We start from the raw sequence: 26,134 nt of genomic DNA on the forward strand, positions 1-26,134 counted from the left end.
ACTAGGAATTGGAGGAAGAGGACTCATGAAAAGCACCATGACCAAGTTGCTGAGCGCAATTGTCGCCACGGGGATGGTGGCTGCGGCCCACGCAGCCGATCTGAAGATCGGCGTGGCCGAGGCACTGTCGGGCGGCGCTGCCCAATACGGCGCAGCCATCAAGAACGGTTTCCAGCTCGCGGCTGACGAAATCAACGCCGCCGGCGGCGTCAATGGCAACAAGCTTGTGCTCCAGGTCGAAGACGAGCAGGGCAAGAAGGAAGAGGCGATCAACGTCTTCAAGAAGTTGATTTTCCAGGACAAGGTGCTCATGGTGTTCGGCCCGACGCTGTCGAACTCGGCACAGGCGGCCGATCCGATCGCACAAGCCGGCAAGACGGTGGCGTTCGGTACCTCGAACACGGCTGACGGCATCACGTCCATCGGCGACTTCATCTTCCGCAACTCGGTGACCGAAGCCGACGTGCTGCCCGAGACCATCAAGGTCGCGACCAAGCACACCGGCATCAAGAAGGTCGCGGTGCTGTACGGCAACGACGACGTGTTCACCAAGAGCGGGTATGACAACTTCAAGAAAGCGCTCGCCGATCTGAAGATCCCGGTCATGACGACCGAGACGTTCGCCAAGGGCGACGTCGACTTCAAGGCGCAGCTCACGAAGATCAAGGCGAGCAACCCGGACGCCATCGTGCTGTCGGCACTGATTGCCGAAGGCGCGCCGATCATGGTGCAAGCCCGTCAGTTGGGTATCAACGTGCCGTTCATCGGTGGCAACGGCATGAACTCGGTCAAGGTCTTCGATCTGGCCAAGGGCAGCTCGGACGGCCTGTGGGTGGGCAGCCCGTGGTCGATCGAGAACAACACGCCGGCCAACACGAAGTTCATCAGCGCCTACAAGGCGAAGTACAACGTGGCCCCGGACCAGTTCGCGGCACAGGCGTATGACGCAATGTACATTGCCGCCAGTGCGATCAAGAACGTGAAGCTCTGGGGTAACCTGGAAGCCGATCGCAAGGCACTGCGCGATGCGTTGCCGAAGGTCACGTACGACGGCGCCACGGGCAAGTTCGCGTTCCGTCAGGCCATGGGCAGGAACGGCAAGCCGGCAGGCTACGATGCACAGCAGGCGCCTATCGTCAGCGTGACGAAGGGCACGAAGTACGTCATCGAGAAGTAAGCAGCCCGGCAGTACTTGAAGAAGTCCGCATGGGCGTAGGGCTGAAAGGCGCTACGCCCATCGGCGTTTCTGGCGCACGCCGTGCCCCCTTGCGGCGCGCGTCACCGTCCCTCAGGCTGGAATACACACCATGCTGGAACAGCAACTCGTCAACGCGCTCTCCCTCGGGTGCGTGTACGCCTTGTTCGCGCTCGGGTTCACACTCGTGTTCGGCATCCTCGGCGTCATCAATCTTTCGCACGGCGCGGTCTTCATGATCGGTGCCTATGCAGCGCTGCAAGCCGTTGTGCGCCTTCATCTGCCGCTGTGGGCAGCCATCGTCACGGCGTTTGTCGTTGCCGGCCTGCTCGGCGTGCTCATCGACGTGCTGGTGCTCAAGCCGCTGCGCAATCGCGGCGCACCTCACCTGATTCCGATGATCGCCACCATTGGCGTGGGCATCTTGCTCAACAACGGTGTGCAGGGCATCTTCGGCGCTGAAAATCTGCGTTTTCCCTACGACCTCATACCGCAGGACACCCTTACGGTGGCCGGCGTGCACATGACGGTGCTCGAACTCGCGATCATCTTCATCTCGTTTGCGCTCATGGCGGTGCTCATCGCCACCATCAAGAAGACGCAACTCGGCCGCGCGCTGCGCGCCATCGCCGAGTCGCCGAAGGCGGCCTACCTGCTCGGCATCAACGTCGAGGGTCTCTTCCTGGCGACGTCGTTCGCTGCCGCCGGACTGGGCGGCATGGCCGGTGTGTTGATCGGGCTGTACTCCAACGCGGTGTTCCCATTGATGGGCCAACCGATGCTGCACAAGGGGATCGCGGTCATCATTCTGGGCGGCATGGGCGACATTCGTGGCGCGATGATCGGTGGCCTGTTCCTTGGTTTTGCGGAAGTGCTCTCGGTCGCCTACATCGGCTCGAACATGCGCGACGCCGTGGCATTCGGCCTGTTGTTCCTGATCCTGCTGGTGCGTCCGCAGGGGTTGTTCGGCAAAGTGCTCGAACGCAAAGCATAATCACGGGGGCACAATGGACTGGTTCAATAATTTCTGGGCGGTATACAGCAATCTGGTGCTGACTCTCGGCACCAACGCGCTGCTGGCCCTGTCGATTTACCTGACGCTCTCGTGCGGCATGCTGGCCATGGCCAACGCGGCGTTCATGGGCATTGGCGCGTACACCGCCGCATTGCTCACCATGAACTACGGCACACCGTTTGCGGTGTCGCTGGCGGGCGGTATGGCGGCACCGGCACTCATCGCGTTCATCATCGGCAAGCCCACGCTGCGTCTGTCGGGGGTGTATCTGGCGATGGCCACGCTTGGCTTCGGCGAGGTCGTGCGAGTGCTGATTCTCAACACGGAAGATCTGACCGGCGGCGCGCTCGGTTTGAACGGCATTCCGCAGCTCACGCAGTGGTGGCATGTCGCGTGCGCCGTCGTCATCGCGCTCGCCGTGCTGTGGCGTCTGCGCCGCTCCAAGGTGGGCCGCGCGTTCGAAGCCATCAAGGAAGACGAGACGGCTGCGGGCCTCATGGGCATCAATGTCACGGGCTACAAGATGCTGGCGTTCGTGCTGGGCGCGGTGCTGGCCGGACTGGCTGGGGCGCTCAATGCGCATCTGACGTTCTTCATCGGGCCGAACGAATTCGGCTTCGACCGTGGTGTCGAGATCCTGACGATGGCGATTCTCGGCGGCATCAACGGTCTGGTGGGCCCGGTGCTCGGCAGCACGATTCTCACGCTGTTGCCTGAGATGCTGCGCGCGTTCAACGACTTCCGTCTTGTGGTGAACGGCCTGATCCTGGTGCTGATCGTGCTGTTCCTGCCGAAGGGCATTTGGGATCCGGTGCGTTTTCGCCGTTGGTTCCGTGCCGGCAAGACGCGTTCGGCCTCATCCACGTAAGCGGACGAGGAATACGACATGCTCAAGCTTTCCAATATTTCCAAGCGATTCGGTGGCCTTCATGTTCTGCAGGACGTGAACATCGAGGTGCCGCAAGGCACGATTTTCGGCCTGATCGGCCCGAATGGGGCGGGTAAGACGACCGTCTTCAACCTGATCACCGGACTGCTGCAGCCGACTGGCGGCAGCATCACGTTCGGTGGTGAAAGTCTGGTGGGGCAAAAGCCGCACAAGATCACACAGCGTGGCATTGCCCGCACGTTCCAGAACATCCGCATCTTCAAGGAGATGACGTTGATCGAGAACGTGGTGGTCGGCATGCACCGCCATCTCTCATATGGCCCGGCGGGCCTGCTGCTGTCGCTGCCGGGTTTTCGCGAGATGGAGAAGCGCTCGCGCGAGCGTGCCCATGAACTGCTCTCGTGGGTGAAGCTCGATCACAAGGCATACGACATTGCCGATAACCTTTCGTACGGCGATCAGCGCAAGCTCGAACTGGCTCGCGCGCTCGCGACCGAGCCCAAGGTGTTGCTGCTCGACGAGCCGGTTGCCGGCATGAACACGGGCGAGAAGGTCGATCTCATGGGCGAGATCGAGAATATCAAGGCGCGCGGTTACACGATCTTCATGATCGAGCACGACATGCGCTTCGTGATGGGCCTGTGCGAACGCATTGCCGTGCTGAACTTCGGCCGCATCATTGCCGAAGGCAACCCCGAAGAGATCAAGCACAACCCGCAGGTCATCGAGGCCTATCTCGGACGCGATGACGACGATGACATGGATGCGCTGGCGGCGCGTGCGGAGGACAAGGCATGAGCGTGCTGCTCGAAGTGAAGGGCCTGAAGGTGGCCTACGGACATATCGAAGCCGTGAAGGGTGTCGATTTCTCGTTGCGCGAGCACGAGATCACCTCGCTCGTGGGGGCCAACGGCGCGGGCAAGTCGACGACGCTGCTCGCCCTGTCCGGTCTCATCAAGAAGCAAGGCGGCACGATTCTCTTCGAAGGGGAGGAGATCGGCGCGCTGGCGCCGAACAAGATCGTGCAGCGCGGGCTGGTGCAGGTGGCCGAAGGGCGCGCCACGCTCACGACGATGTCCGTGCGCGAGAACCTGGAACTCGGCGCTTATACACGTCGCGACAAGCAGAATGTGAAGCCGGATATGAACAAGGTGCTGGAGCGATTCCCGCGTCTGGCCGAGCGTCTTGACCAGATGGCGGGGAACCTGTCGGGCGGCGAACAGCAGATGTTGGCGATTGGCCGTGCCCTGATGGCACGTCCGCGTCTGCTGCTGCTCGACGAACCGTCGATGGGACTCGCGCCGATCATCGTGCAGGGCATTTTCAATACCCTCAAGGAGATCAACGCCGACGGCCTGACCATTTTCCTGGTGGAGCAGAACGTGCGTCAGGCGCTCAAGATCGCTCAACACGGCTACGTACTGGAGACCGGCAAGGTGGTGCTCGAAGATACGGGGCGCAATCTGCTGGGCAATCCCCGCGTGCTGGAGGCCTATCTGGGCGGTTGAAGTCGTTGCACCGAAGGATGCCTGCCCATGGAAGGGCGGGCATTTTTCGATGCCTTCGCCTTCACGTGCGGCGACATCTGCAATCTGGAATCCGGAGAAGATACTTCGCGCGTTTTTGCGAGGCATTCCCAAGGTGCGCCTTGCGCACGACCGGCATCATGCGAGGCGAGCCGCGCGCGAGTCCGCGTCGCGGTGTCAAATCCGCTCGTAGGTCACGAACGCATAGTCGAAGTCGTTCGGCGCCGGTGAGTGATGTGTCTCGCGGGCCGTCTCTCGCCATTGGGCCGAGGGGAGATCCGGGAAATGCGCGTCGCCTTCGAACGCCTTGGCAATTTCCGTGACGATCACCTTGTCGGCGCTCGCCAGCGCTTCGGCATACAACTGCGCGCCTCCGATCAGACAGATCTCGTCGACACCCGTGCACAACCGCATGGCGTCGACGAGCGAGCCGGCCACGTCGCAGCCCTCGAGGGTGAGATCCGGATTGCGGGACACCACGATATTGCGGCGGCCCGGCAGCGGCCGCCCGATCGAGTCGTAGGTCTTGCGTCCCATCACGACCGGTTTGCCAAGCGTGGTTCGCTTGAAGTGGGCGAGATCTTCCGGCAGACGCCACGGCAATTGATTGTCGCGCCCGATCACGCCGTTCGCGGCGCGGGCGACCACCAGCGTGAGTATCGTCATACGGCCACCGGCGCCTTGATATGCGGATGGGCTTCGTACCCGACGATGTGGAAGTCCTCGAAACGGTAATCGAAGATCGAATCGGGCTTGCGCGCGATTTCAAGCCTCGGTAGCGGGAACGGCTCGCGCGCAAGCTGCGTGCGCACCTGATCGAGGTGGTTGTTGTACAAGTGGCAGTCGCCCCCGGTCCAGATAAAGTCGCCCGCCTCGAGGCCGGTCTGCTGCGCCACCATATGCGTGAGCAGTGCGTAGCTCGCGATGTTGAACGGCACGCCGAGGAAGATGTCCGCGCTGCGCTGATAGAGCTGACACGACAACTTGCCGTCGGCGACGTAGAACTGGAAGAACGCGTGACACGGCGGCAGCGCCATGCGCGGAATCTCGCCGACGTTCCAGGCGGAGACGATCAGGCGGCGCGAGTCGGGCGTCGTGCGGATCTGGTCGACGATCTGCGTGATCTGGTCGATATGTCCGCCGTCGGGCGTCGGCCACGAGCGCCATTGCGCCCCGTAGACCGGGCCGAGCTCACCCTCCGCGTCGGCCCATTCGTTCCAGATGGACACGCCGTTTTCCTGCAGGTATCGCACGTTCGTGCTGCCCTGCAAGAACCAGAGCAGTTCGTGCACGATGGACTTGATGTGCACTTTCTTGGTCGTGACGAGCGGGAATCCTTCCTGCAGGTCGAAGCGCATCTGGTAGCCGAACACCGAGCGTGTGCCCGTGCCCGTGCGATCGGTCTTGTCTGTGCCATGTTCGAGTACATGGCGCATGAAGTCGAGGTACTGTTTCATAGGCCCATCCGTTTTGCCGGATTTTACCAGTCTCCGGGTGACGGCGTGCTGCCAGCGCGTCGGACGGCGCGTCAGACGGCAGCGACACTCGCCGGGAAAGCCACCGGATGCCGGACCGTCAGACGCAGACCCACGGGCTCGCCGGTCTCGTGAGAAAGATCGCCGTCCACGCGGGCGATCACCTCGCGACCCGACGCCAGACGCAGCGTATAGAGCTGATCGGCGCCGCGGAAGGCGCGCCTCACGAGCGTGCCTTCGAACGGACTGGCCGGGTCGTGCGCAATGTCGTCCGCGCGCAGCAGCACGTCGACGCTCACCGGATGCGCGTCGTCGACAGCGCTGCGCAACAGCGTGTCGGCCAGCACCGGTGCGACGGCGATTTCGCCGAGTTCGAGCGAGATGCCGCCACCGCCCGAATTGCCCCGGAAGACGCCCGGAATCAATGCGCCGCGTCCGATGAAATCTGCGACCACACGATTGGCGGGCGTGCGCCACAACTCGCGCGCGGGCGACCATTGGGCGATCGCGCCCGCGTGCATCACACCGATACGGTCGGCCATCGCAAAGGCTTCGTGTTGATCGTGGGTGACGAGCATCGCCGTCGCACCGCTCGCACGGATGATCTCGCGCACTTCCACGGCCAGACGTTCGCGCAGATCGAGATCGAGGTTCGAGAACGGTTCGTCGAGCAGCAGCAGGGCGGGGGCGGGGGCCAAGGCCCGCGCAAGCGCCACGCGCTGTTGCTGACCGCCCGAGAGTTCGTGCGGGTACTTCCGTAACACTGCGGCGAGACCGACGCGTTCGGCGAGCCTGTCCACCCGGGCCTGACGTTCGCCGCGCGCCATGCGCCCGAGACCGAAGCCGATGTTCTCGGCGACGTTCAGATGCGGGAACAGCGCGTAATCCTGAAACACCACGCCGACGTGACGACGCTCGGGCGGCTCGCTCGACTGCGCGTTGGCGACTTCGCGACCGTCAAGCACGATGCGCCCGCCAGCCAACGGTTCGAACCCGCACACGGCGCGCAGCACCGTTGTCTTGCCGCAGCCGGACGGGCCGAGCAGACAGCCGATCTCGCCGCGCGCGAGCGAGAGCGACAGGTCGCGTACTGCCGTGTGGACGTGGCCGGCGGCCTCGTAATTCACGCGAATGTGATCGAGCAGCAGATAAGGTTCAGGCGGCGCAGGGGGCGCAGGGGGCGTAGGGGGTGTCGCGGGTGTAGGGGGCAGTGGCATCGGTGTAGAGGCGGTTGCCGACGCAAGTCTGCCGACGTCGACAGGGTCAGCGCAGGTGGGTCAACGCGATCGAGCCGGAGGCTTTGCGCGTGAGCCGGGCACTTATCGTGTTCGGTCGGGTCAGAGTCGCAATCGAGAATGCGTATAAGAATGCGTATAATTTACAACACTTTAGACCGGCAACCCGCCGCCGGTTCCCAAAGGCGACGCCCGACACACGACAGCATGACGGCATGACGGCATGACGGCACCACAGCGCTACGGCGCTCGGGCGTCGCCAGCGTGTCTTCCTGTCGCTGGCTCGCTCGTCCAACCCACGCTCCCGACCTGTCACGATTTGCCGATGTCATCGACGCCTCCGTCGCGCGCCGCCGCCGATCCCGTTTCCACCGATTTGCCGCCCAGTTCTGCGGATCCGGCTGAGGCGCTGCCCCCCTGTTCGACGTTGTCCGCGATGTCGGCGGGTGCCCCTTTGTCCCTATCGTCCCCACCGTCCCCACCGTCCCCCTCGTTCGGTCGTGCGCCTGGCGGGGCGCGGCGTGGGCGCGCCCCGCGTCTGTGCGGCACATGGGCGTGGCGGCTGGCGGCGTGGATTCCCGCGCTGATCGTGCTCGTGCCGATGTTCGGCATTCTGGCGGCGCTCGGCGCGGGCGACGCGGGCACGCGTGCCGTCCTCACCCATATGCTCGAGACGGTGCTGCCCGAGTACGCGCTCAATTCACTGCGTATCTCGATCGCCGTGAGCGCCGGGGTGCTGGCGATGGGCGTGGCGAGTGCGTGGCTTGTCGTGCACTATGCTTTTCCCGGACGCCGCGTGCTCGAATGGGCGCTGATTTTGCCGCTTGCGATGCCGGCATACGTCACCGCTTACGCGTACACCGATTTCCTGCAGTTCGCGGGGCCGGTGCAGAGCGCGTTGCGCTCGCTGCTCGCGCTCGATCGTCTCGCCTGGTTTCCTGAAATTCGCTCATGGTATGGCGCGGCGTGGGTCTTTGCCGGGGCGTTTTATCCCTACGTCTATCTCTTGGCGCGTACGGCATTCCTGGAACATAGCCCGCGGTGCCTCGAAGCGGCGCGCACGCTGGGCTGCACGCCCACGCAGGCGTTCGTGCGCGTGGCGTTGCCGCTGGCGAGACCCGCATTGATCGCGGGCCTGGCGCTCGTGCTCATGGAGACGCTCGCCGACTACGGTGCGGTGGCGTACTTCGGGGTGCCGACGTTCACGACCGGCATTTACCGTGCGTGGCTGTCGATGGGCGATCGGGTGGCGGCGGCACAGCTCTCGGCGTGCCTGTTGTTGGCCGTACTCGTCTTGCTGATCGCGGAAGCGCGCAGCCGGGCGCGGCTGCGTTACTACGCCCCGGGGCGAGCGCCCGCGACGTTGCGGCGAACCCGTCTTCACGGGGGCGCTGCCGCCCTGGCGATGCTCGGGTGTGCGATGCCGCTCATCGTCGGCTTTGTGCTGCCCGCACTCATCATGCTGCGGCTGGCGGTCTCGGAACTGGATCAGGTGCCCTGGCATCGCTATGGCGGGTGGGTCTACAACACGGTGCGCCTTGCTGCGGTGGCGGCCCTGGTCGCGAGCGTCGTTGCCGTCGTACTCGGTTACGCGCAGCGGCTGGCGCCGGGTCGCGTCACGCGCCTCGCCATACGGCTTGTGGGCGTGGGCTACGCGATCCCCGGCGCGGTCATCGCCTTGGGCATTCTCACGCCGGTGCTCAATCTCGACACGGCGCTGGGCAACGTCTTCGGGGCCGACGGTCTGGTGCTCGCCGGCACCGGCGGCGTGCTGATCTACGCGTATCTCGTGCGATTCCTGCCAGCGGCGCTCCAAAGCGTGGATGCCGGCTTCGCCCGTATCCCACCAAATCTCGACGCCAGTGCCCGCAGCCTTGGCGTAGGCGGCTGGGCGATGCTGCGCCGGGTGCATCTGCCGCTGCTGCGCGGCAGTGTGCTCACGGCCGCCCTGTTGGTGTTCGTCGATGTCATGAAGGAACTCCCTGCCACGCTCGCGCTGCGGCCATTCAACATGGACACGCTCGCGGTCGTCACCAGCCATCTGGCCGCGGACGAACGACTTGCCGAGGCGGCGGTTCCCGCGTTGACGCTCGTGCTCGTGGGCTTGCTGCCGGTGCTGGTGCTGGCCCGCGCCATCGCGCGCCGCCCCTGAGCACGCCGCCTGCGGGCGTCGGCACCGACGGCTTTTTTGCGATCGCTTGAAGTGATTGGTGGTTGCCCCTCCGATAGTGCCGCACTATAGTCAAAGCAGACCCGGCAACCACACCGGGATGATCGAGCGTCAACAAAATGATTGCGATCGTCATTTGCAAATGTTGGCTGTTCATGGCCTTGGCGTCGGCACCGCCGCCCGAGGCACCGCTCAACACGGCAGACGGCGGCTGGAGCGCCGTTCTGCTGACGGGAGCGATGCGCTAGCGGGTGTGTTGGGCGCGGGGCCGGCACAGGCACTTCGAGACGGATGCAAGACGTCCGGTGGCGGCTTGTAACTCGCGAGCGCATGTGTGGGCGGTTCGATGTCGGATTCCTGTGTCGTCAGAGGCGGCGGACCGTGGCGTTTTTGCCACACGCGCCGCAACATCGCTATCAATGCAGTGCCTTCGGGAGACAGGCATGGCGCTATGGCGGATCGATCTTGTCTCGTTGCGACTGTTCGTCGCCGTTTGCGAAGAAAGCAGCATTGCGCGCGCGGCGGAGCGCGAGTTCATTGCGCCCTCGGCCGTCAGCAAGCGTATCAACGATCTGGAGTCATTGGTCGGTTCGGCGCTTCTCCAGCGTCACAAGTGGGGCGTGCGGACCACCCCGGCAGGCGAAGCGCTACTGCACCACGCACGCAACGTGCTGCGCAGCCTCGAGAAGATGCAGGGCGATCTGTCCGAGTACACCAGCGGCGTGCGCGGCCACATCCGCATCTTCGCCAACGTTTCCTCGATCGTCGAGACATTGCCCGATGAACTCGGCGCATTTCTGCGTCGACATGACGGTGTGAAAGTCGATCTGGAAGACCACACGAGCGCGCAGGTCGTGCGTGGCGTGGTGGACGGCGCCACGGATATCGGCATCTGCTGGGACGCCGTCGACACCCGTGAAGTCGAGGTCTTTCCCTATCGTTACGACCAGATCGTGACCGTGCTGCACCGCGATCATCCGCTGGCAGCCAGCGAGCAGCTCGCGTTTGTCGATACGCTCGATTTCGATCACGTTGGCGTGCATCCCGATAGCGCGATGTATACCGTGCTGCGGCGTCTGGCGGCCGAGCAGGGCAAGACGGTCAAGTTTCGCATTCATGTCTCGACGTTCGAGGCCGTGTGCCGCATGGTGCGCGCCAATCTCGGGTTGGCTGTCGCGCCGCGCGAGGCCGTCAGCAGCTATTCCCAGGCGACAGACGCGCAGGCGCTGCGCATCGTGCCGCTGACCGACGCCTGGGCGCAGCGTCGGCTGATCGTGTGCGTTCGACGTTACGACGCGCTGCCGGTGGCTTCACGCTTGCTGGTCGACCATCTCTGCGCACGTGATGCGAAGGCGAGCGACACATGACACGACGCGCGGTGCCGTTGCACGCATCGTGAACGGCGATGTCTGGCATGCCGAAACACAACTTGTCGCTGCGTTGGGTGCAGCGGATGCTGCTGTGAGCCGATAGCGATTCCGGCCGACGAGCCGGAGCGCGCCTGTATCCCGCATAGGGCGGGAGGAGACACGCGATGACACATACCGAAGCGCGCCGCGTGCGCGATGCCTTGCGGCACTGGATGCTCGTGCTGCTGTCGATGGCGCTGTGGCTCGTGGCATGGAGCCTGAGCGCGGGGGCGTTTGCCGCGCCCGCACAACCGCTCGAAAAGCCGAAGCTCACGATTGCCGTGGGCGGAAAGCCGGCGCTCTACTATCTGCCATTGACCATCGCGGAGCAGCTCGGTTACTTCAGGGACGAGGGGCTCGATCTCACCATCGAGGACTTTGCGGGCGGCTCCAAAGCCTTGCAGGCGGTCGTGGGTGGCAGCGCCGACGTGGGGGCCGGAGCCTTTGAGCATACGTTGCTCATGCAAACCAAGGGGTTGAGCTACCAAGCGTTCGTCGTGCTTGGCGCGGCGCCTCAACTGGTGTTGGCCGTGGTCAAGGCGAAAGCCGACGAGGTGAAGTCGGTCAAGGATCTCAAGGGCATGCGCATCGGCGTGAGTGCGCCGGGGTCGAGCACGCACATGCTGGTGAACGTGGCGCTCGCGAAAGCCGGACTCAAGCCGAGCGATGTGTCCATCGTGGGCGTCGGGAGCAACGCGACGGTGGTCGCGGCCGCGCGCGGCGGACAGATCGACGCGGTTTCCAACGTCGATCCGATGATGACGCTGTTGCAGGAGTCGGGCGATGTCAAGGTGCTGGTCGACACGCGCACCCAGGCAGGCACGCGCGCCATGTTCGGCGGGCCGATGCCCGCAGCCGTGCTGTACGCGTCTCAGAGCTTCATTCAGAAAAATCCCCGCACGGTGCAGGCGCTGGCCAATGCCATTGTGCGTGCGGACAAATGGCTCCAGCGTGCGTCGGCCGCCGATCTGCTCAAGACCGTGCCTGAGGCCTATCTGCTGGGCGACAAAACGCTCTATCTGAAAGCCTTTGCCAACTGCCGCGAGGCGTTTTCTCCCGACGGCATGATGCCTGCCGGCGGCCCGGCCACGGCGTTGAAGGCGCTTGCGTCGTTCACGCCCGAGGTCAAGCCCTCGCAGATCAGGCTGGGCGATACGTGGACCAACGCGTTCGCCGTGCGGGCGAATCGGCAGTATCCCTGAAGAATCTCTGACGAACGCACGTTTGGACACGATGACGCCAAGTCCTCCTCGCAACCGCACGCAGCGTTGGCGCAGCCCTTGCGATCGGAATGCGTGAACTCATGCGGGAGCCGTCGAGGAGCGATCTCATGCAGGCCAGTGTGCGGCTGAATGGACGTGTGCTCTGGTTGAGCGAGCGTGCCGATGTCATGACCCGGCAATTGGCGGGCGAATCGCTTACGCGGGCGCAAGCCGGCCCGTTGCGCGACCAGATTTCCACCGACGAGATGACGCCCGCTTGGGCGTGCCTGGCGTTCGACGAAACGCTGGGCGATTACGTCTATGTCGGGTTGCGATGCAGCGAGGACGTGGCCGATCCGGCGGGTGTCTTTCCGGTCAAACCGAAGGCCGTGCGGGAGGGAGGCTTTGGATTGTCGGTCGCCGGGCTGCGCCGTGGCAAGGGGTCGTCGCGCGAGGCCAGTCCGTTCGCGGAGTGGTGCGCCGGCATTCGGATCGTGGTGGCGGAGAGTTTCGAGCGCATCTACGCGCAGAACTGTCAGAACCTCGGGCTGTTGATGTCGACCGATGTAGCGATCGCGGAGCGTCTGCAGGCCGGGGAGACGGTCCCGATCGAAGCGTTTCTGGAAGACTGCGATCCATTGGGTGCAGACATCGTGCGCAGCGGGGGGCTCTTTGGCTATACGCAGCGGCGGTTGGCCGGGGAGGTGCTACCCCCGTATCCCGTCCATGCGCCGGGACCGATGACCTACGGCGAGAAGATTATTGCGAAGGCGCTGGGCGTGCCTCGCGTGCGGGCGGGCGACGCGGTGTTCGTGCCTGCCGACTGGCGCTTCTCGCATGAATACGTGACGCCGATGGCCGTGAGCTTTCTGCGTCACGCGTTCGGCGATGTCGTCCCCGAGTTGCACGATACGGCCTCCATGTTGTGCTTCGAGGATCACCTCACCCATCTCGATGCGGTCCGCACCGATGACGGCCGGCCCGCGCCATTGCTGAACGCGGCGCAGCGTCTGGGCGCGGTTCAGCGCGAATTCTGCGTGCGGCACGACGTGCGTCTGCATGGCCGCGCGCCGGGCGGGGGCTCGGAGGGCATCTGCCATGCGCTGATGCTCGAGCGCTATGCGTTGCCGGGGCAGGTGGTCGTGGGCACCGATTCGCACACGCCGCATTGCGGCGCAGTCGGTGCGTTTGCCTTCGGGGTGGGGGCGACGGAAATGGCGAACGCCTGGCTGACGGGCGACGCGCGGCTGGCGGTGCCGGGTACGTGCCTGGTGCATCTGGCCTCGCGCTTGCCCGTCGGCGTCGGCGCGAAGGATCTGGCGCTGCATCTGCTGCATCTGCCGTACATCCGGGACGGCCGCGCCATCGGGCAGATCATCGAATTCGCCGGTGAAGGAATTGCGCACCTGCCGACCGACGAGCGCGCGACGCTCACCAACATGGTGGCGGAGATCGGCGGACTAACGGGGTTGATCGCGCCCGATGCCGAGACGGTGGCCTATCTGCGCGAACGGCGCGGCATCGATTTTGCGCTGGCGCCGTGGATGACGAGCGATGCGCACGCCTCGTATGCCCATGTGATTGAGATCGATGGCGCGCGTCTCGGCCCGATGGTGGCGAGCCCTGGCGACCCGGGCAACGGTGTGGCGCTCGCCAGTCTTTCGTCGGCGGTGCGCATCGACATCGCTTATGGCGGATCGTGCACGGGCAGCAAGCGCGAGGACTTGCGCGCATGTCACGACGTGCTCGTGTGGGGGCTGTCGCAAGGGCATCGGGTGGCCGACGGCGTGCGCTTCTACTTGCAGTACGGCAGCAACGACGTGCAGGCGTGGTGCGAGGCTCAGGGTTACGCGGCCGTCTTCGAGGCAGCGGGCGTCACGATGCTCTCACCGGGTTGCGGCGCGTGCGTGAACGCCGGTCCCGGCGTGTCGCGCGTGCCCGGCGAGGTGGTCATCAGTGCGCAGAATCGGAATTTCCCTGGGCGTTCAGGACCGGGGCAGATGTGGCTGGGCAGTCCGGCCACGGTAGCGGCGAGCGCCTTGGCAGGGTACGTCGTCGGCTTCGATCAACTACGACGCGACGGCTTTGTTTCACCGGCCGCGAGCACGCCAGACCGGCGGTGCGGGGAAGCGTCACAAGCGGGTTCGGGAGGGTAGCCGATGCCGGATGTGTCCCGTGCGACGCCAAGGCCGCTGCAAGACATTCGCGTCGTCGAGTTTTCCCACATGGTCATGGGTCCGACCTGCGGCATGGTGCTTGGCGATCTGGGGGCCGATGTCATCAAGGTCGAACCGGTCGGTGGCGACCCCACACGGCGTCTGCTGGGCACGGGCGCGGGCTTCTTTCGCGCGTTCAACCGCAACAAGCGCAGTCTTGCCGTGGATGTCACGCGGCCCGAGGGGCGCGAGTTGATCCTGCGTCTGCTGAGCACTGCGGACGTGCTGGCCGAGAACTTCAAGCCGGGGCGCATGCGGCAGTTCGGGTTGGATTACGCGACGCTGTCTCGCTTGAATCCGACGCTCGTCTACGTCTCGCTCAAGGGCTTTTTGCCGGGGCCATACGCTGCACGCACGGCACTCGACGAAGTCGTGCAGATGATGGCCGGACTCGCATATATGACAGGACCGCCGGGGCAGCCGCTGCGCGCGGGCACATCGGTCAACGACATCATGGGCGGTGTGTTTGGCGCCCTTGCAGCACTGGCAGCGCTCTATGAGCGCAAGACCACCGGGCGCGGACAGGAAGTGCAGGGCGCACTTTTCGAGAACTGCGTGCTGCTTGCGGCACAGCACATGCAGCAGTATGCGGTGACGGGGGTGGCGCCTGACCCGATGCCCGCGCGCATGTCGGCCTGGGGCGTGTACGACGTGTTCACGGCGCGTGATGGCGTGCAGATTTTTCTCGCGGTCGTGAGCGACACCCAGTGGCGGACTTTCTGCGAGATGTTCGGGCGACAGGATCTGGCCGGTGATGCGAGGCTCGCGACGAACAACGACCGGGTGCTGGCGCGCGATTGGCTGCTGCCCCTGTTGCGCGAGATGATGCAGGGGTTCGACGCGCACTATCTGGCCAGCGCTTTCGAGCGTCACGGTTTGCCGTTTGCGCCGATTGCGACGCCACAGTCGCTGTTCGACGACCCGCATTTGCGTGCCAGCGGCGGTTTGGGCGATCTGGTGACGGAGGACGGCGGGCACACGCAGGTGCCGCTGCTGCCCATCGCGATGGCAGGACAGCGCCTGAGCGCGCGCCGGCCGTTGCCCGTCGCGGGCGAACATACGCATGAGATCTTGCGGGATCTGGGGTATCTCGACAGTCAGATCGCACGCCTTTTGAGCGACGGGGTGGTGGCCGGGCCAGCAGACGAAGGCGCCCCGGACGATGGGCAGGGTGACGGCGTACCCACGAGTCCCGTTTTGCGAGAAGACGGCCCCGCCCCCCGCTGAATTCGGCATTTTCCGAGTGAAGAAGGCGTGCTGTCCGCTTGCCGGCGGACGGCGTGGCGCGGTACGGTGTGGGCATCCACCGTCACCGCTTCGCACGCACGCCATGACCGAATCGCTCGCCTTGCCCAACGCACGTGAATCGACCGCATCTCCCGAAGCGCCGCTTGCCGGCGTAACCGTCCTGGATCTCACCCGTTTGCTGCCGGGGCCCCTCGCGGGGCTGCGTCTCGCGGAGATGGGGGCGCATGTCATCAAGATCGAGGACAAAGGCGCCGGCGATTATGCCCGCGAGATGATGCTCAACGAGGGGGAGCCGGCACCGAGTGCGTTCTGGCGCTTGCTCAATCGCGCAAAGGGGGTCGAGCGGCTCGATCTCAAGAGCGACAACGACCGTGCGGCATTTCTCGAGTGGGTGGCTCGCGCGGATGTCCTGCTCGAGGGGTTTCGCCCGGGCGTGATGGCGCGGCTCGGCTTCGATTACGAGACGCTGGCGCGCCTCAGGCCGTCGTTGGTGATGGCGTCGATTACCGGCTATGGGCAGCACGGGCCGATGGCGCAGGCGGCCGGGCACGACATCAATTACATTGGCTACGCGGGGGTGCTCGATCAACTGAGCGACGCGGGCGATGCCCCCATCGTGCCGAACTTCCAGATCGGCGACCTTTACGGCGGCGCTCAGGCAGCGGTGCAGGCGGTGCTGGCTGCGCTGGTCGCGGCTCAGCGCACCGGCCGGGGCCGATGGCTGGATATCTCGATGACCCACGAGGTGTTCCGCTCGAATCTTGTCCCGGCGGTTGCCTTGCATCGGCAGGGGCACGCGTCGCGGGCGGGGGCGGACTTGCTCAACGGGGGCGTGCCTTGCTATCAGGTCTATCGCACGCTAGATGGGCGATACATGGCCGTGGGCGCGCTCGAACTCAAATTCTGGCAGACCCTGTGCGAGGTACTCGGGCGCAGCGACTGGAAGACGCGGCACTGGTCGCTGGGGCAGGCAATTGGCGGCGACGATGCGCGCGCGCTTCAGGCCGAGCTCGCCGAGGTGTTTGCGAGCGCATCGCTTGTCGAATGGACGTCGCGTTTCGCCGACGCCGATTGCTGCGTGACGCCGGTGCTGCGGCTCGAAGAGGCGATGACGCACGCGCTATTCGAGCAAGTGCGCGGGGCGCTGCTGCCCTGACGCCAGGGTTGCATGGTGCCGAATGGCCCGAAATGGCGCTCAGTCGCATACAACGCCAAGCAGTGCCACGTTACCGAATGTCACAATATTTCAAGGGGAAGAGACGGGAAGTCCTGCGTTTGATCGCGTAGAGTCGTTGCTCACCGACGACGATACGGCCATGATCCGACGGCTTGCCTTGCTGCGACAACGAAACATAGCCCATAAGGGGCGCGGGCGATGGGTTGCCTTTGCCGTCGTCGGTGCAGTGGCCGGTGCGGCGATGTGTACCGGCTGCGTGTCGTATCAGGATACGCGCGCCGATCATGGCAAAGTCCGCTCGACCGCGATGACGACGGCCGACCTCGCGCAAACGGACATCAATCGCATGGCGACACTGGCGATGCGGGCCAATCTCGACAGCCTGTATCGGCTCGCCGACAAGCTCTACAAGCGGAACCCGCGCGAGTGGCGCAAGAGCGGCGCCGCGACGCAGGCGCAGGCGATGACGCAACTGCGTGCCGCCATCGAGGGGCAACGTGGCTTGGCCGAGTTGAAGGCACTGCGCGACGTCAAGGCGCTGTCCGCGTCGCTCGATCCGGCGTTCACCGGCGATCGCGTGGCCGCTTTCGTTTTCAGTCTCTCGGACACGATCATCGCTGCCCATGACGGCGCAACGGTCTTTTATCTGAGCGACGGCCTCGATGCGCAGCGTATCTACAACGCGGCACGCAACGTTGAAATCGCGGCCTGGCTACTGGCGAGTCGTCGTGACGCCGCGGGCAGGCCGCTGCTGTTGGCCAATGAAATCGCCGACGTGCGCAACGTGAGCTTCGAGCGTGAGTTCGGCAAGATCATCGGCCGGCTCGATCTGCTCGCAGAAATGCTCGACGAGAAGTACCGAAGGGCAGGCATCGGCTACGTTCAGAATTTGTTCGGCGCGCAGTTTCTCCAGTTCCTGCCGGTGCGATGACGAAGTGTCACAGTGGGATCACATGGATTGCGTGAATGCTGTATATTTGCACAGTGTTTTCGCCGCCCGCCATGTCATCCTCAACACGCAAGATCATTCACTGCGACGCCGACTGTTTCTACGCTTCCGTCGAGATGCGCGATGACCCGTCGTTGCGAGGTATTCCGTTGGCCGTCGGAGGGCAGCCCGACCAGCGGGGCGTGGTCGCGACGTGCAATTACGAGGCGCGCGCCTTTGGTGTGCGCTCGGCCATGCCCTCGGCGCAGGCATTGAAGCTCTGCCCTGAGCTGCGCATCGTTGCGCCGACGATGCGTCGCTATCAGGAGGCGTCGCAGCGCATCATGGCGATCTATCGCGATTACACCGATCTCGTCGAACCGCTTTCGCTGGACGAGGCATATCTCGACGTCACGCACAGCGAGCGTTGCGGCGGATCGGCGACGCTGATTGCGCGTGAGATTCGCGCACGGGTTGCCGCCGACGTCGGACTGACGGTTTCTGCAGGCGTTGCACCCAACAAGTTCATTGCCAAGATCGCCAGCGACTGGCGCAAGCCCGACGGCATGTTCGTTGTCAGGCCGGCAGAAGTCGACGCCTTTGTCGCGGCGCTTCCCGTTGAGCGTTTGTTTGGTGTGGGCAAGGTGACGGCGGAGAAACTTCGGGCGCTGGGCGTGCAGTCGTGCGGCGATCTGCGAAGCCATTCGATGACCGATCTCGCCGAGCGTTTCGGGGTGTTCGGTCAGCGACTGTTCGAGCGCTGCCGAGGCATCGATGCGCGCGAGGTCAGCCCGGATCGAGAGCGCAAATCGATCAGTGTCGAGACCACCTACACGCGCGATCTGCGCACGCTGGCCGAATGCGAGGTGGCGCTCGAGCCGTTGCTTCGTCAATTGTCCGAGCGCATCGAACGGGCGCGTCGCAACGAGCCGCTGGCCATCGCCAAGGTCTTCGTCAAGATTCGCTTCGCCGACTTTTCGCGCACCACTGCCGAAGCCGGGGCGCTGAGTGTCGATCCGTCGCAGTGCGGCGCGTTGCTGGCAGAGGCAGTGGGCCGCAAACGGCGGCCGGTACGGCTGATGGGCGTTGGCGTGCGCCTGCTTGAAGCACAGGCAGCGCGTCAGTTGCGGCTGTTCGACGACGAGGGCGATAGCCCTCGCATCACCCTGCTGGCGACGGGCGATAATGCAGGGTCAGGGGCGTAGATCGCACAGGCGAGCGAGGTGAGGGATGTCGGAGATCATCGAAGTCACATTGCGGCTGACGGCGGCACTGGTGCTTGGCGGACTCGTCGGGCTCAATCGAAATCTGCATCACAAGTCGGTCGGTTTGCGCACGCTGGCGATCGTGTCGTTCGGCTCGGCGCTGTTCGTGCTGGCGGTCGTGCCGTTTCCGGGGTCGGCGCTGGCCTATGACACTTCGTCGGTCAGCCGGGTGGTGCAGGGGATCGTGGCCGGCATCGGATTTCTCGGCGCGGGCTGTATCATTCGGCCGAACCAAAGCGCGTCGGTGCACGGATTCACCACAGCGGCCGCGCTCTGGAGTACGACGGGAATCGGCATCATTTGCGGTTTGGGCCGCTGGCACATTGCCCTGGCGGCGATGGTGCTGTTGCTTATCGTGCTGGCGATCGGCGGACGCATCGAAGACCTCGCGCACCGATGGCTGGGACACGACGTGCCGCCGGCTCCCCCTGCTCCCCCTGCCCCCCCGGTTCCCCCGGCTGATGCGGGCGCGCAGGCGCCGCATGAGCACGACGGCAAGTGACCTTCACCCAGCGTCTGCAGAAAATGCACATCGCGGCCTCCTTGCCCTTGGGCGGCTGGGAGCGTCTTGCGGATACCGAAGAAAAATGCCCGCCGAAGCGGGCAAATGACGTTGTCGCAGTGCCCCCAAAAGGACGTAAGAGGGCGATTGAATTTTGGCGAGCGATGGGTCGTTCGCCAATCGGGGCTTGCCCGATTAGGGAAAGCACGTCGGTGAGACTACGTAAGTTCGAGGCGCGGTGGGCGAGCCGGTCACCGCAGCGCACGCAATTCGGTGGCGCGAGCGCGCGCGACGCGCAGGCCGTCGGCTTGAAGCGTGAGTGTGGCGGCGTCGGCTTGCTGCGAGGCGTCGGTTGCTGAGGTGTACGTCACAATGGCCGCTTGTCGCTCACGGCGGAATCGCCCGGTGATCGGGGCGCATTCGGCCGCCGCTTCGTTTGCCAGCCGGACCGGATCGGGCACGAGATTGATATAGCGTGCCACGTGGCCGTAAAGACACGTGCGGTACTGCTGGGCAGCGGCGTCGGCGGCAGCCAGATGGCGCGCTCGCAGTGCGGCGGTGTCGGGCGCACCGGCGCGCGCTGTCTTGGGCACCTCATCGGGCTTCGACGAGGTGGCGCAGCCGGTGACGAGCAGGGCGGCAGCGACGCAGAGCAGGGCCGGCGCGACGATGCGCGAGCGGGCCAAAATCGGAAGCTTCCGAATCATGAGGTAACCGAGGCCGATGGCATAAAGTCCACGATCTCGCTATGGTACGGGAATTGACAGAACTGACAACGGCGCGCAGCCAGTGCTGCGCCGATTTGATATGAGCGAATTCAAAAAGGGACTGGTATGGCTGCGGCGCGACTTGCGCTGCACAGACAACGCGACGCTGGCCCATGCACTTGCGGTGTGTCGCGAGGTGTATGTCGTGTTCGTCTTCGATACGACGATTCTCGACGCCCTGCCGCGCGACGATCGTCGTGTCGCTTTCATTCACGACAGCCTGGGCGAGTTGGCGAAGACGCTCAAGGCGGCTGGCGGCGCGCTGATGGTTCGGCACGGGGATCCGACGGCCGAGATTGCGTCGCTGGCGACGTCGCTCGGGATACAGGCGGTCTTTGCCGGGCGTGATTACGAACCCGCTGCTGTCGTGCGAGATCGCGCGGTGGCGCGCTCGCTGACCGATCTCGGCATCGCGTTCGAGGTCGTCAAGGACCAGGTGATCTTCGAAGCCAATGAGATTCTCACCGCGCAGGGCGAGCCATACAGCGTGTTCACGCCGTATCAGCGCGCGTGGTTGAAGCAGGTTCGGCCGGTGGATCTGGCACCGCACGGACGCGAGACCGATCTTCAGCGTCTGGCTGCGCCACCGCGCGACGAGGGGGCGCTTGCGTCATTGACGTCGCTGGGTTTCGACGTGCCTGATGCTCGGCGGATGGCTATCCCTGCGGGGGAGTCCGGTGCACGGCAATTGCTGGACGATTTTTTGCCTCGTATGGGGCATTACCATGAGCGGCGCGACTATCCCGCAGTGCGGGGGCCGAGCTATCTGTCGGTGCATCTGCGTTTCGGCACGATCTCGATACGCACGCTCGCCCGCGAAGCGCACGCTGCGATGTTGCGCGGCGGCGATGCCGGTAGCGGCGCGCAAACGTGGCTTGGCGAGCTTATTTGGCGCGAGTTCTACTTCATGATTTTGCACCACCGTCCAGACGTCGTTGGGAAGGCGTTCAAACCTGCCTACGACGCCATTGAGTGGGCCCACGGCAAAGCGGCCGATGCGGATTTTCAGGCGTGGTGCGAGGGGCGGACGGGGTATCCACTCGTCGATGCCGCAATGCGCCAGCTCAACCAGACCGGGTATATGCACAATCGTTTGCGCATGGTGACGGCGAGCTTTCTGGTCAAGGACCTTGGCATCGATTGGCGACGCGGCGAAGCCTATTTCGCCCGCGCGCTCAACGACTTCGATCTCGCGGCGAACAACGGCGGTTGGCAATGGGCCGCATCCACCGGGTGTGACGCGCAACCGTACTTCCGCATTTTCAATCCGGTGACCCAGTCGGAGAAGTTCGATCCGCAAGGGCGGTTTATCCGGAAGTATGTGCCGGAGCTGGCCGGTTTGCCTGACAAGGCGCTGCACGCGCCCTGGCGGGCGGATGCGCAAGCGCTGCTCAACGCCAATGTGGAATTGGGGCGCGACTATCCGCAGCCGCGCGTTGCCCACGATGTCGCTCGCAAGCAGACGCTTGCGCGCTACGCGGTGGTCAAGACGCCTGCCGTTTCGGCCAAGGACGGAGAAGACGTGGTTGTCGGCGGTCGGCGGGCAGGCGGAGCATGATCCAGACCGCGAGATTGAACGGCAGCGTAAAGTAGGGCCAACCCCGGGGGCCGAGCATGGCGCCGAGGACGATGCACAGGAGGCTGGCCAGCGCGGCGCCCGCAAAGCGCTGGGCGGCGCTGCGTTCGAACATCCCCAGTCCGAAGGCGGCAAGAAACGCATTGATGCCGATCCCGCCGGCCTGTCCGGCCATCGCAGGCCACAACGCTGTCGTGGCTGCGAGGCTGGTCCAGACGAGGATGACAGCCGCCAGCGCCCACAAGGTGGCGCGGGCATTCCAGAGTGCCAGAACGTACCAGGTGAGCAATCCGAGCACCAGCGGGGCGATGAATACCACTTGGCCCACCGAACAGAAGACGAAGCCCGGCGTAGCCGTGTCGCACGCGAGGGCGCCGGGGGCGCGCGGTAGCAAACGTAGCCAGGGCTGCATGGCCCACGTGAGCGACATCGCACCGACGAACGGCAAGGTCAGAGCACGGTACCGGTAACGGGCAAGCGCTGCGGTCGTGATGACGGTCAGGCCAACACAGACCGCAAGCCAGGCGACGAACACGGCGTCGGGTCGCCATAGAGCGCCGAACGCAATGCCGGTGAGGGCTGCGTTGTATCCCAATCGCCCGTCGTGACGGGACTCGTGCCGCAGGCGCAGCGCCGTCGCCAGGCACGACGCGCCAGCGCTCGCCGCGAGGCCGGTGAGCGCAGCCGGCCAATCGGCGAGTGCGAGTACGGCGAGCAGCAGCCACCCGATACTCGCCGACGGAATGAAATAGATTTGTGCGACGTTTGCGCCCAGCGCGTGGAGCGCGTGCAACACGTCGATCAGCCAGCGGCTCCTGGCGTTTGCGTTGGCGTTTGTGTTGGTGTTTGCGTTGGCGTTGACCTTGACGTGTGGCGATACAGGCACACGCGCGGCGCGAAGCAGTGGCATGGGTGGCGGTTCCGGCTTGGGCGGTGAGCGTTGGGCAGTGGTGCGCTCACGGCGTGCGCTGCGTGACGCCCGATCGGACGGATCGGCCACCGGCAGGTGAGCGACGAAGGCGAGCTTACGCCGAACGCGCGCTTGCAGGCGCGGCGGATCGTTATAGTCGGTATGCGCTGCGACGCGGTGCCTGTCCGCCGCCCAGAAAACAAAACCCGCGCGAAAGGGCGCGGGTTCTGCTCAATGCTCCATGCCGCCGGACGGCTTACTTGCCGCCGCCCTTCGCCGGTTTGACGGCCCAACTGTCCTTGAGCGAGACGATGCGGTTGAACACTGGCTTGCCCGGCGTCGAATCGTGACGGTCGGCGACGAAGTAGCCGTGGCGCTCGAATTGCACACGGTCTTCCGGCGCGACGCTCATCAGTCCCGGCTCGACATACGCCTGCGTCACGCGCTTGGCGTTCGGATTGATGGCATCGAGAAAATTCTTCTCGCCCGCGTCCGGATTCGGATCGAGGAACAGGCGGTCGTAGATACGTACCTCCGCTGCGAGCGCATGCGGCGCGCTCACCCAGTGGATGTTGCCCTTGACCTTGTAATTGTCCGCCCCCGGTGTGCCCGAACGGCTGTCTTCGAAATAGTGGCAATGCACGGCGGTGACGTTGCCGTGCGCGTCGGTATCGAAGCCCGTGCACTCCACGACGTAACCGTAGCGCAAGCGCACCTTGTTGCCCGGGAACAGGCGGAAGAAGCCCTTGACCGGCTCAACCTGAAAGTCTTCGCGTTCGATCCACAGCTCGCGTGAGATGGGGAACGTGCGCATGCCGCGCTCCGGAAAGTGCGGATGCACGGGCGCCTGGCAGTCTTCCTGCTTGCCTTCCGGGTAGTTGTCGATGACCAGCTTGAGCGGATCGAGCACTGCCGTTGCGCGCGGGGCTTTCGGGTCGAGGTCGTCGCGCAGGGCTTGCTCGAGAATGCTCATGTCGATCCACGAGGCCGACTTGGCCACGCCGATGCGCTCGCAGAACAACTGCAGGCTCTCCGGCGAGAAGCCCCGGCGGCGCAGACCGACGAGGGTGGGCATGCGCGGGTCGTCCCAACCGTCGACGTGTTTTTCGTCGACCAGTTGGCGCAGCTTGCGCTTGCTCGTAATCGCGTAGGTCAGTTGCAGACGCGCAAATTCGATCTGTTGCGGTGTCGGACGAGCAAACATGCCGGCGTCGGCCAATTCGCCGAGCACCCAGTCGTAAAACGGCCGCTGATCTTCGAACTCCAGCGTGCACAGACTGTGCGTGATGTTCTCGATCGCGTCCTCGAGCGGGTGCGCGTAGGTGTACATCGGATAGATGCACCAGGCGTCGCCGGTACGATGGTGATGCGCGTGGCGGATACGATAGATGGCCGGGTCGCGCAGGTTGATGTTGGGCGAGGCCATGTCGATCTTGGCGCGCAGCACGTGCGTGCCGTCGGCGAATTCACCTGCGCGCATGCGACGGAACAAGTCGAGGTTCTCCTCGATCGTGCGGTTGCGGAACGGTGAATCCTTGCCCGGCTCCGTGAGCGTGCCACGGTGGGTACGCATGTCCTCGGCGCTCTGGCTGTCGACGTAAGCCTTGCCGCGCTGGATCAGAATCTCGGCACCCTGATAGAGCTGCTCGAAGTAGTCGCTCGCGAAATAGAGGTGTTCCTTTTGCGGCGTCTGATAGCTGAAGCCGAGCCACTTGACCATGTCGATGATCGAGTCGACGTATTCCGTTTCTTCCTTCTCGGGGTTGGTGTCGTCGAAGCGCAGGTGGCACACGCCATCGTAATCGCGCGCCACCCCAAAGTTCAGGCAGATGGCCTTGGCGTGACCGATGTGCAAATAACCGTTCGGCTCCGGCGGGAAGCGCGTTTCCACGCGCTGGCCCCATTTGCCGGAGCGATTGTCTTCGTCGATGATGTTGCGGATGAAGTTGGATGCCGCGTTCAGCTCTGTGCTCATGCCAGTCCAGTGTTCGGAGTTTGGCGAATATTCTACCGTACCGCACTGCACCACGGGCGAGCGTCAACGCACCATGCCGATGTATGAAGGTGACGTCGGTGCCCGGATGTCACCCTTGGCTGCCCTGGGCCGACGTGCGCTGGCCTGGCCAACTGGCGTACGACAGCAACCAGAGCGAAATGATGTTGACGACCGGAATGAAGGCCAGCACCGTGAACCAGGGCGACAGGCCGAGCCGGGTCAGAATGCGCCAGACGGGAACCCCAACGAGCACGATAGCGACGAGCAAGCCAATAAGACTGGACATACGATATCTCCCGAAAGTCCCGCCGGCGGCGGGGCGTGACGCCAAGTATACAGTGACGATCCACCGTCGCCGCGCGTGGATTGTTCTATCCTGAAAGCACTGCCGGTTCTGTCGGCGGCTCTGTGGGTAACCCTCAAGGGAGGACATCATGGAACTGCACCTCCACTCGCATCGCTACACGCATCGCTCGCCCGACTGGCCGGCCGCTGCCGTTGCAGGCTTTGTTGCCTGCGCTTTCTTCTCGGCCGTGGAAATGCTCATGGTGCTGCTGGTCTCGGGCCAGAGTCCGTGGGTGCCGTCTCGCATGGTGGCCGCCATCTTGCTGGGCCCGGGCGTTCTCGCGCAACCTGCCACGTTCGACGTGTCCATCGTGGCCATGGCGCTGGTCGTCCACTCGGCCATCGGCGTGGTGCTGGGCGTGGTGCTCGGTGCGATTGTCGCCCCCTTCCGGCTGGACTCGGATGTGATCACCGTGTCGATAGCGGGAGCGATCTTCGGGTTGGTCGTGTATGCCGTCAATTTTTACGTGATGACACAGTGGTTCCCGTGGTTCGTCGCGTCGCGTGGCTGGACGATGGTGGCGGGACATGTGATCTTCGGCGCGTTCGCGGGCTATATGTACTGGGTGCTTGCCCAAATTGACGATCGAGGCCGTGCACCGTAACCGCACTTCGGCACTGACCTGCTTTGGTGCGCGGACACGAATTTTCTGTTATTATTCGCTATCTGCACTCGTTTTTCCGCCAATTTCGGATTGAACGGGTAGCAGTCACCCGTGGCGCGCACTGCCGGGCAGGTTTCGAGCCTGACTGGACGCGGTCGACGTGTGGCACGATTATCACTACAGATGTGCCGCACGGCAGTACTACCGCATGCCGCCCTGAACGCTTGACGTGAACTACGCGTCCAACGTTCGTGCCGTCGCCCTCGACAGGGCGCCAGCGCATCGTTCCCCCGAAACTGGAAGTCGTACCGAACGCCCCCATTGCGCCTTGGTTCGCGCGATGTCGGTGTGAGCAAGTGGTCTCGTGCCACGTGCCGCGTTCACCCGTACCGCCTGTCATGTGTCAGTCATGCGAATGTCGCGTTTTTGTCACATTCGGCAGATAGGCTGCGAGCACTTCACGGAAACATTTGTGCAGATTTG

24 protein-coding genes are annotated in these 26,134 nt (G+C 64.4%); 17 read left to right on the top strand and 7 right to left on the bottom strand.

The window, feature by feature from the left end; translation table 11 throughout:
* Positions 1 to 25: 25 nt before the first annotated feature.
* The 5 genes from ACE3UG_RS03205 to ACE3UG_RS03225 all read left to right on the top strand — a co-directional run bounded on the left by ACE3UG_RS03205 (position 26) and on the right by ACE3UG_RS03225 (position 4,607).
* Positions 26 to 1,177, top strand: coding sequence for an ABC transporter substrate-binding protein (locus tag ACE3UG_RS03205; RefSeq protein WP_374619533.1), 1,152 nt, complete (start codon positions 26 to 28; stop codon positions 1,175 to 1,177).
* Between the two features lie 130 nt (positions 1,178 to 1,307).
* Complete coding sequence (locus ACE3UG_RS03210) at positions 1,308 to 2,189, top strand: branched-chain amino acid ABC transporter permease (protein ID WP_374619536.1); 882 nt, start codon at positions 1,308 to 1,310, stop codon at positions 2,187 to 2,189.
* Positions 2,190 to 2,202: 13 nt separating this feature from the next.
* Complete coding sequence (locus tag ACE3UG_RS03215; RefSeq protein WP_374619539.1) at positions 2,203 to 3,078, top strand: branched-chain amino acid ABC transporter permease; 876 nt, start codon at positions 2,203 to 2,205, stop codon at positions 3,076 to 3,078.
* An 18-nt stretch (positions 3,079 to 3,096) separates the two neighbouring features.
* Positions 3,097 to 3,897 (top strand): ABC transporter ATP-binding protein, encoded by an 801-nt coding sequence (locus ACE3UG_RS03220; RefSeq protein WP_374619542.1) that lies wholly within the window; start codon positions 3,097 to 3,099, stop codon positions 3,895 to 3,897.
* Complete coding sequence (locus ACE3UG_RS03225; RefSeq protein WP_374619545.1) at positions 3,894 to 4,607, top strand: ABC transporter ATP-binding protein; 714 nt, start codon at positions 3,894 to 3,896, stop codon at positions 4,605 to 4,607. Before ACE3UG_RS03220 ends, ACE3UG_RS03225 begins: the two co-directional genes overlap by 4 nt.
* Positions 4,608 to 4,802: 195 nt before the next feature.
* Here ACE3UG_RS03225 and ACE3UG_RS03230 read toward each other — a convergent pair whose 3' ends face one another.
* The 3 genes from ACE3UG_RS03230 to ACE3UG_RS03240 all read right to left on the bottom strand — a co-directional run bounded on the left by ACE3UG_RS03230 (position 4,803) and on the right by ACE3UG_RS03240 (position 7,317).
* On the bottom strand, positions 4,803 to 5,291 hold the full coding sequence (locus ACE3UG_RS03230; protein ID WP_374619548.1) for a dihydrofolate reductase: 489 nt from the start codon (positions 5,289 to 5,291) through the stop codon (positions 4,803 to 4,805).
* Positions 5,288 to 6,082 carry a thymidylate synthase gene (locus tag ACE3UG_RS03235; RefSeq protein WP_374619550.1) on the bottom strand — a complete coding sequence of 265 codons (795 nt, stop codon included), beginning with the start codon at positions 6,080 to 6,082 and terminating at the stop codon, positions 5,288 to 5,290. Before ACE3UG_RS03235 ends, ACE3UG_RS03230 begins: the two co-directional genes overlap by 4 nt.
* Before the next feature lie 71 nt (positions 6,083 to 6,153).
* Complete coding sequence (locus ACE3UG_RS03240; protein WP_374619553.1) at positions 6,154 to 7,317, bottom strand: ABC transporter ATP-binding protein; 1,164 nt, start codon at positions 7,315 to 7,317, stop codon at positions 6,154 to 6,156.
* Positions 7,318 to 7,660: 343 nt separating this feature from the next.
* Here ACE3UG_RS03240 and ACE3UG_RS03245 point away from each other — a divergent pair, with 343 nt between their 5' ends.
* From ACE3UG_RS03245 to ACE3UG_RS03290, 10 genes are all read left to right on the top strand, one after another.
* Positions 7,661 to 9,487, top strand: a complete 1,827-nt coding sequence (locus ACE3UG_RS03245) for an ABC transporter permease (protein WP_374619556.1) — start codon at positions 7,661 to 7,663, stop codon at positions 9,485 to 9,487.
* Between the two features lie 137 nt (positions 9,488 to 9,624).
* Positions 9,625 to 9,753: a hypothetical protein gene (locus ACE3UG_RS03250; RefSeq protein WP_374619559.1), complete on the top strand. Its 129-nt coding sequence runs from the start codon at positions 9,625 to 9,627 to the stop codon at positions 9,751 to 9,753.
* Positions 9,754 to 9,948: 195 nt separating this feature from the next.
* Complete coding sequence (locus tag ACE3UG_RS03255) at positions 9,949 to 10,872, top strand: LysR substrate-binding domain-containing protein (protein ID WP_374619562.1); 924 nt, start codon at positions 9,949 to 9,951, stop codon at positions 10,870 to 10,872.
* A gap of 167 nt (positions 10,873 to 11,039) precedes the next feature.
* Positions 11,040 to 12,116: an ABC transporter substrate-binding protein gene (locus ACE3UG_RS03260; protein WP_374619565.1), complete on the top strand. Its 1,077-nt coding sequence runs from the start codon at positions 11,040 to 11,042 to the stop codon at positions 12,114 to 12,116.
* 128 nt (positions 12,117 to 12,244) lie between these two features.
* The gene (locus ACE3UG_RS03265; protein WP_374619568.1) at positions 12,245 to 14,272 is read left to right on the top strand and encodes an aconitase family protein; all 2,028 of its coding nucleotides are present in this window, start codon (positions 12,245 to 12,247) and stop codon (positions 14,270 to 14,272) included.
* 3 nt (positions 14,273 to 14,275) lie between these two features.
* Entirely contained in the window at positions 14,276 to 15,559 is a 1,284-nt protein-coding gene (locus tag ACE3UG_RS03270) for a CaiB/BaiF CoA transferase family protein (protein WP_374619571.1), read from the top strand.
* Positions 15,560 to 15,662: 103 nt separating this feature from the next.
* Positions 15,663 to 16,736: a CaiB/BaiF CoA transferase family protein gene (locus ACE3UG_RS03275; protein ID WP_374619573.1), complete on the top strand. Its 1,074-nt coding sequence runs from the start codon at positions 15,663 to 15,665 to the stop codon at positions 16,734 to 16,736.
* Positions 16,737 to 16,998: 262 nt separating this feature from the next.
* Positions 16,999 to 17,688, top strand: a complete 690-nt coding sequence (locus ACE3UG_RS03280; protein ID WP_374619947.1) for a hypothetical protein — start codon at positions 16,999 to 17,001, stop codon at positions 17,686 to 17,688.
* Positions 17,689 to 17,759: 71 nt separating this feature from the next.
* The gene (dinB, locus tag ACE3UG_RS03285; protein WP_374619576.1) at positions 17,760 to 18,890 is read left to right on the top strand and encodes a DNA polymerase IV; all 1,131 of its coding nucleotides are present in this window, start codon (positions 17,760 to 17,762) and stop codon (positions 18,888 to 18,890) included.
* Between the two features lie 25 nt (positions 18,891 to 18,915).
* Positions 18,916 to 19,452, top strand: coding sequence for an MgtC/SapB family protein (locus ACE3UG_RS03290; RefSeq protein ID WP_374619579.1), 537 nt, complete (start codon positions 18,916 to 18,918; stop codon positions 19,450 to 19,452).
* 251 nt (positions 19,453 to 19,703) lie between these two features.
* On the opposite strand, the gene ACE3UG_RS03295 is transcribed toward ACE3UG_RS03290, so the two are convergent.
* The gene (locus ACE3UG_RS03295) at positions 19,704 to 20,159 is read right to left on the bottom strand and encodes a hypothetical protein (RefSeq protein WP_374619582.1); all 456 of its coding nucleotides are present in this window, start codon (positions 20,157 to 20,159) and stop codon (positions 19,704 to 19,706) included.
* A gap of 100 nt (positions 20,160 to 20,259) precedes the next feature.
* On the opposite strand from ACE3UG_RS03295, the gene ACE3UG_RS03300 reads away from it, so the two are divergent.
* Entirely contained in the window at positions 20,260 to 21,777 is a 1,518-nt protein-coding gene (locus ACE3UG_RS03300; RefSeq protein ID WP_374619585.1) for a deoxyribodipyrimidine photo-lyase, read from the top strand.
* On the opposite strand, the gene ACE3UG_RS03305 is transcribed toward ACE3UG_RS03300, so the two are convergent.
* The 3 genes from ACE3UG_RS03305 to ACE3UG_RS03315 all read right to left on the bottom strand — a co-directional run bounded on the left by ACE3UG_RS03305 (position 21,704) and on the right by ACE3UG_RS03315 (position 24,987).
* On the bottom strand, positions 21,704 to 22,705 hold the full coding sequence (locus tag ACE3UG_RS03305; protein ID WP_374619588.1) for an urea transporter: 1,002 nt from the start codon (positions 22,703 to 22,705) through the stop codon (positions 21,704 to 21,706). The two genes, ACE3UG_RS03300 and ACE3UG_RS03305, sit on opposite strands and share 74 nt — an antisense overlap.
* Positions 22,706 to 22,961: 256 nt before the next feature.
* The gene (locus tag ACE3UG_RS03310) at positions 22,962 to 24,680 is read right to left on the bottom strand and encodes a glutamine--tRNA ligase/YqeY domain fusion protein (RefSeq protein WP_374619590.1); all 1,719 of its coding nucleotides are present in this window, start codon (positions 24,678 to 24,680) and stop codon (positions 22,962 to 22,964) included.
* Positions 24,681 to 24,789: 109 nt separating this feature from the next.
* The gene (locus ACE3UG_RS03315) at positions 24,790 to 24,987 is read right to left on the bottom strand and encodes a hypothetical protein (RefSeq protein ID WP_374619593.1); all 198 of its coding nucleotides are present in this window, start codon (positions 24,985 to 24,987) and stop codon (positions 24,790 to 24,792) included.
* Between the two features lie 148 nt (positions 24,988 to 25,135).
* On the opposite strand from ACE3UG_RS03315, the gene ACE3UG_RS03320 reads away from it, so the two are divergent.
* Positions 25,136 to 25,651 carry a hypothetical protein gene (locus tag ACE3UG_RS03320; RefSeq protein ID WP_374619596.1) on the top strand — a complete coding sequence of 172 codons (516 nt, stop codon included), beginning with the start codon at positions 25,136 to 25,138 and terminating at the stop codon, positions 25,649 to 25,651.
* Positions 25,652 to 26,134: the final 483 nt, after the last annotated feature.

This window comes from Pandoraea sp. (assembly GCF_041919235.1).
Lineage (GTDB): Bacteria > Pseudomonadota > Gammaproteobacteria > Burkholderiales > Burkholderiaceae > Pandoraea.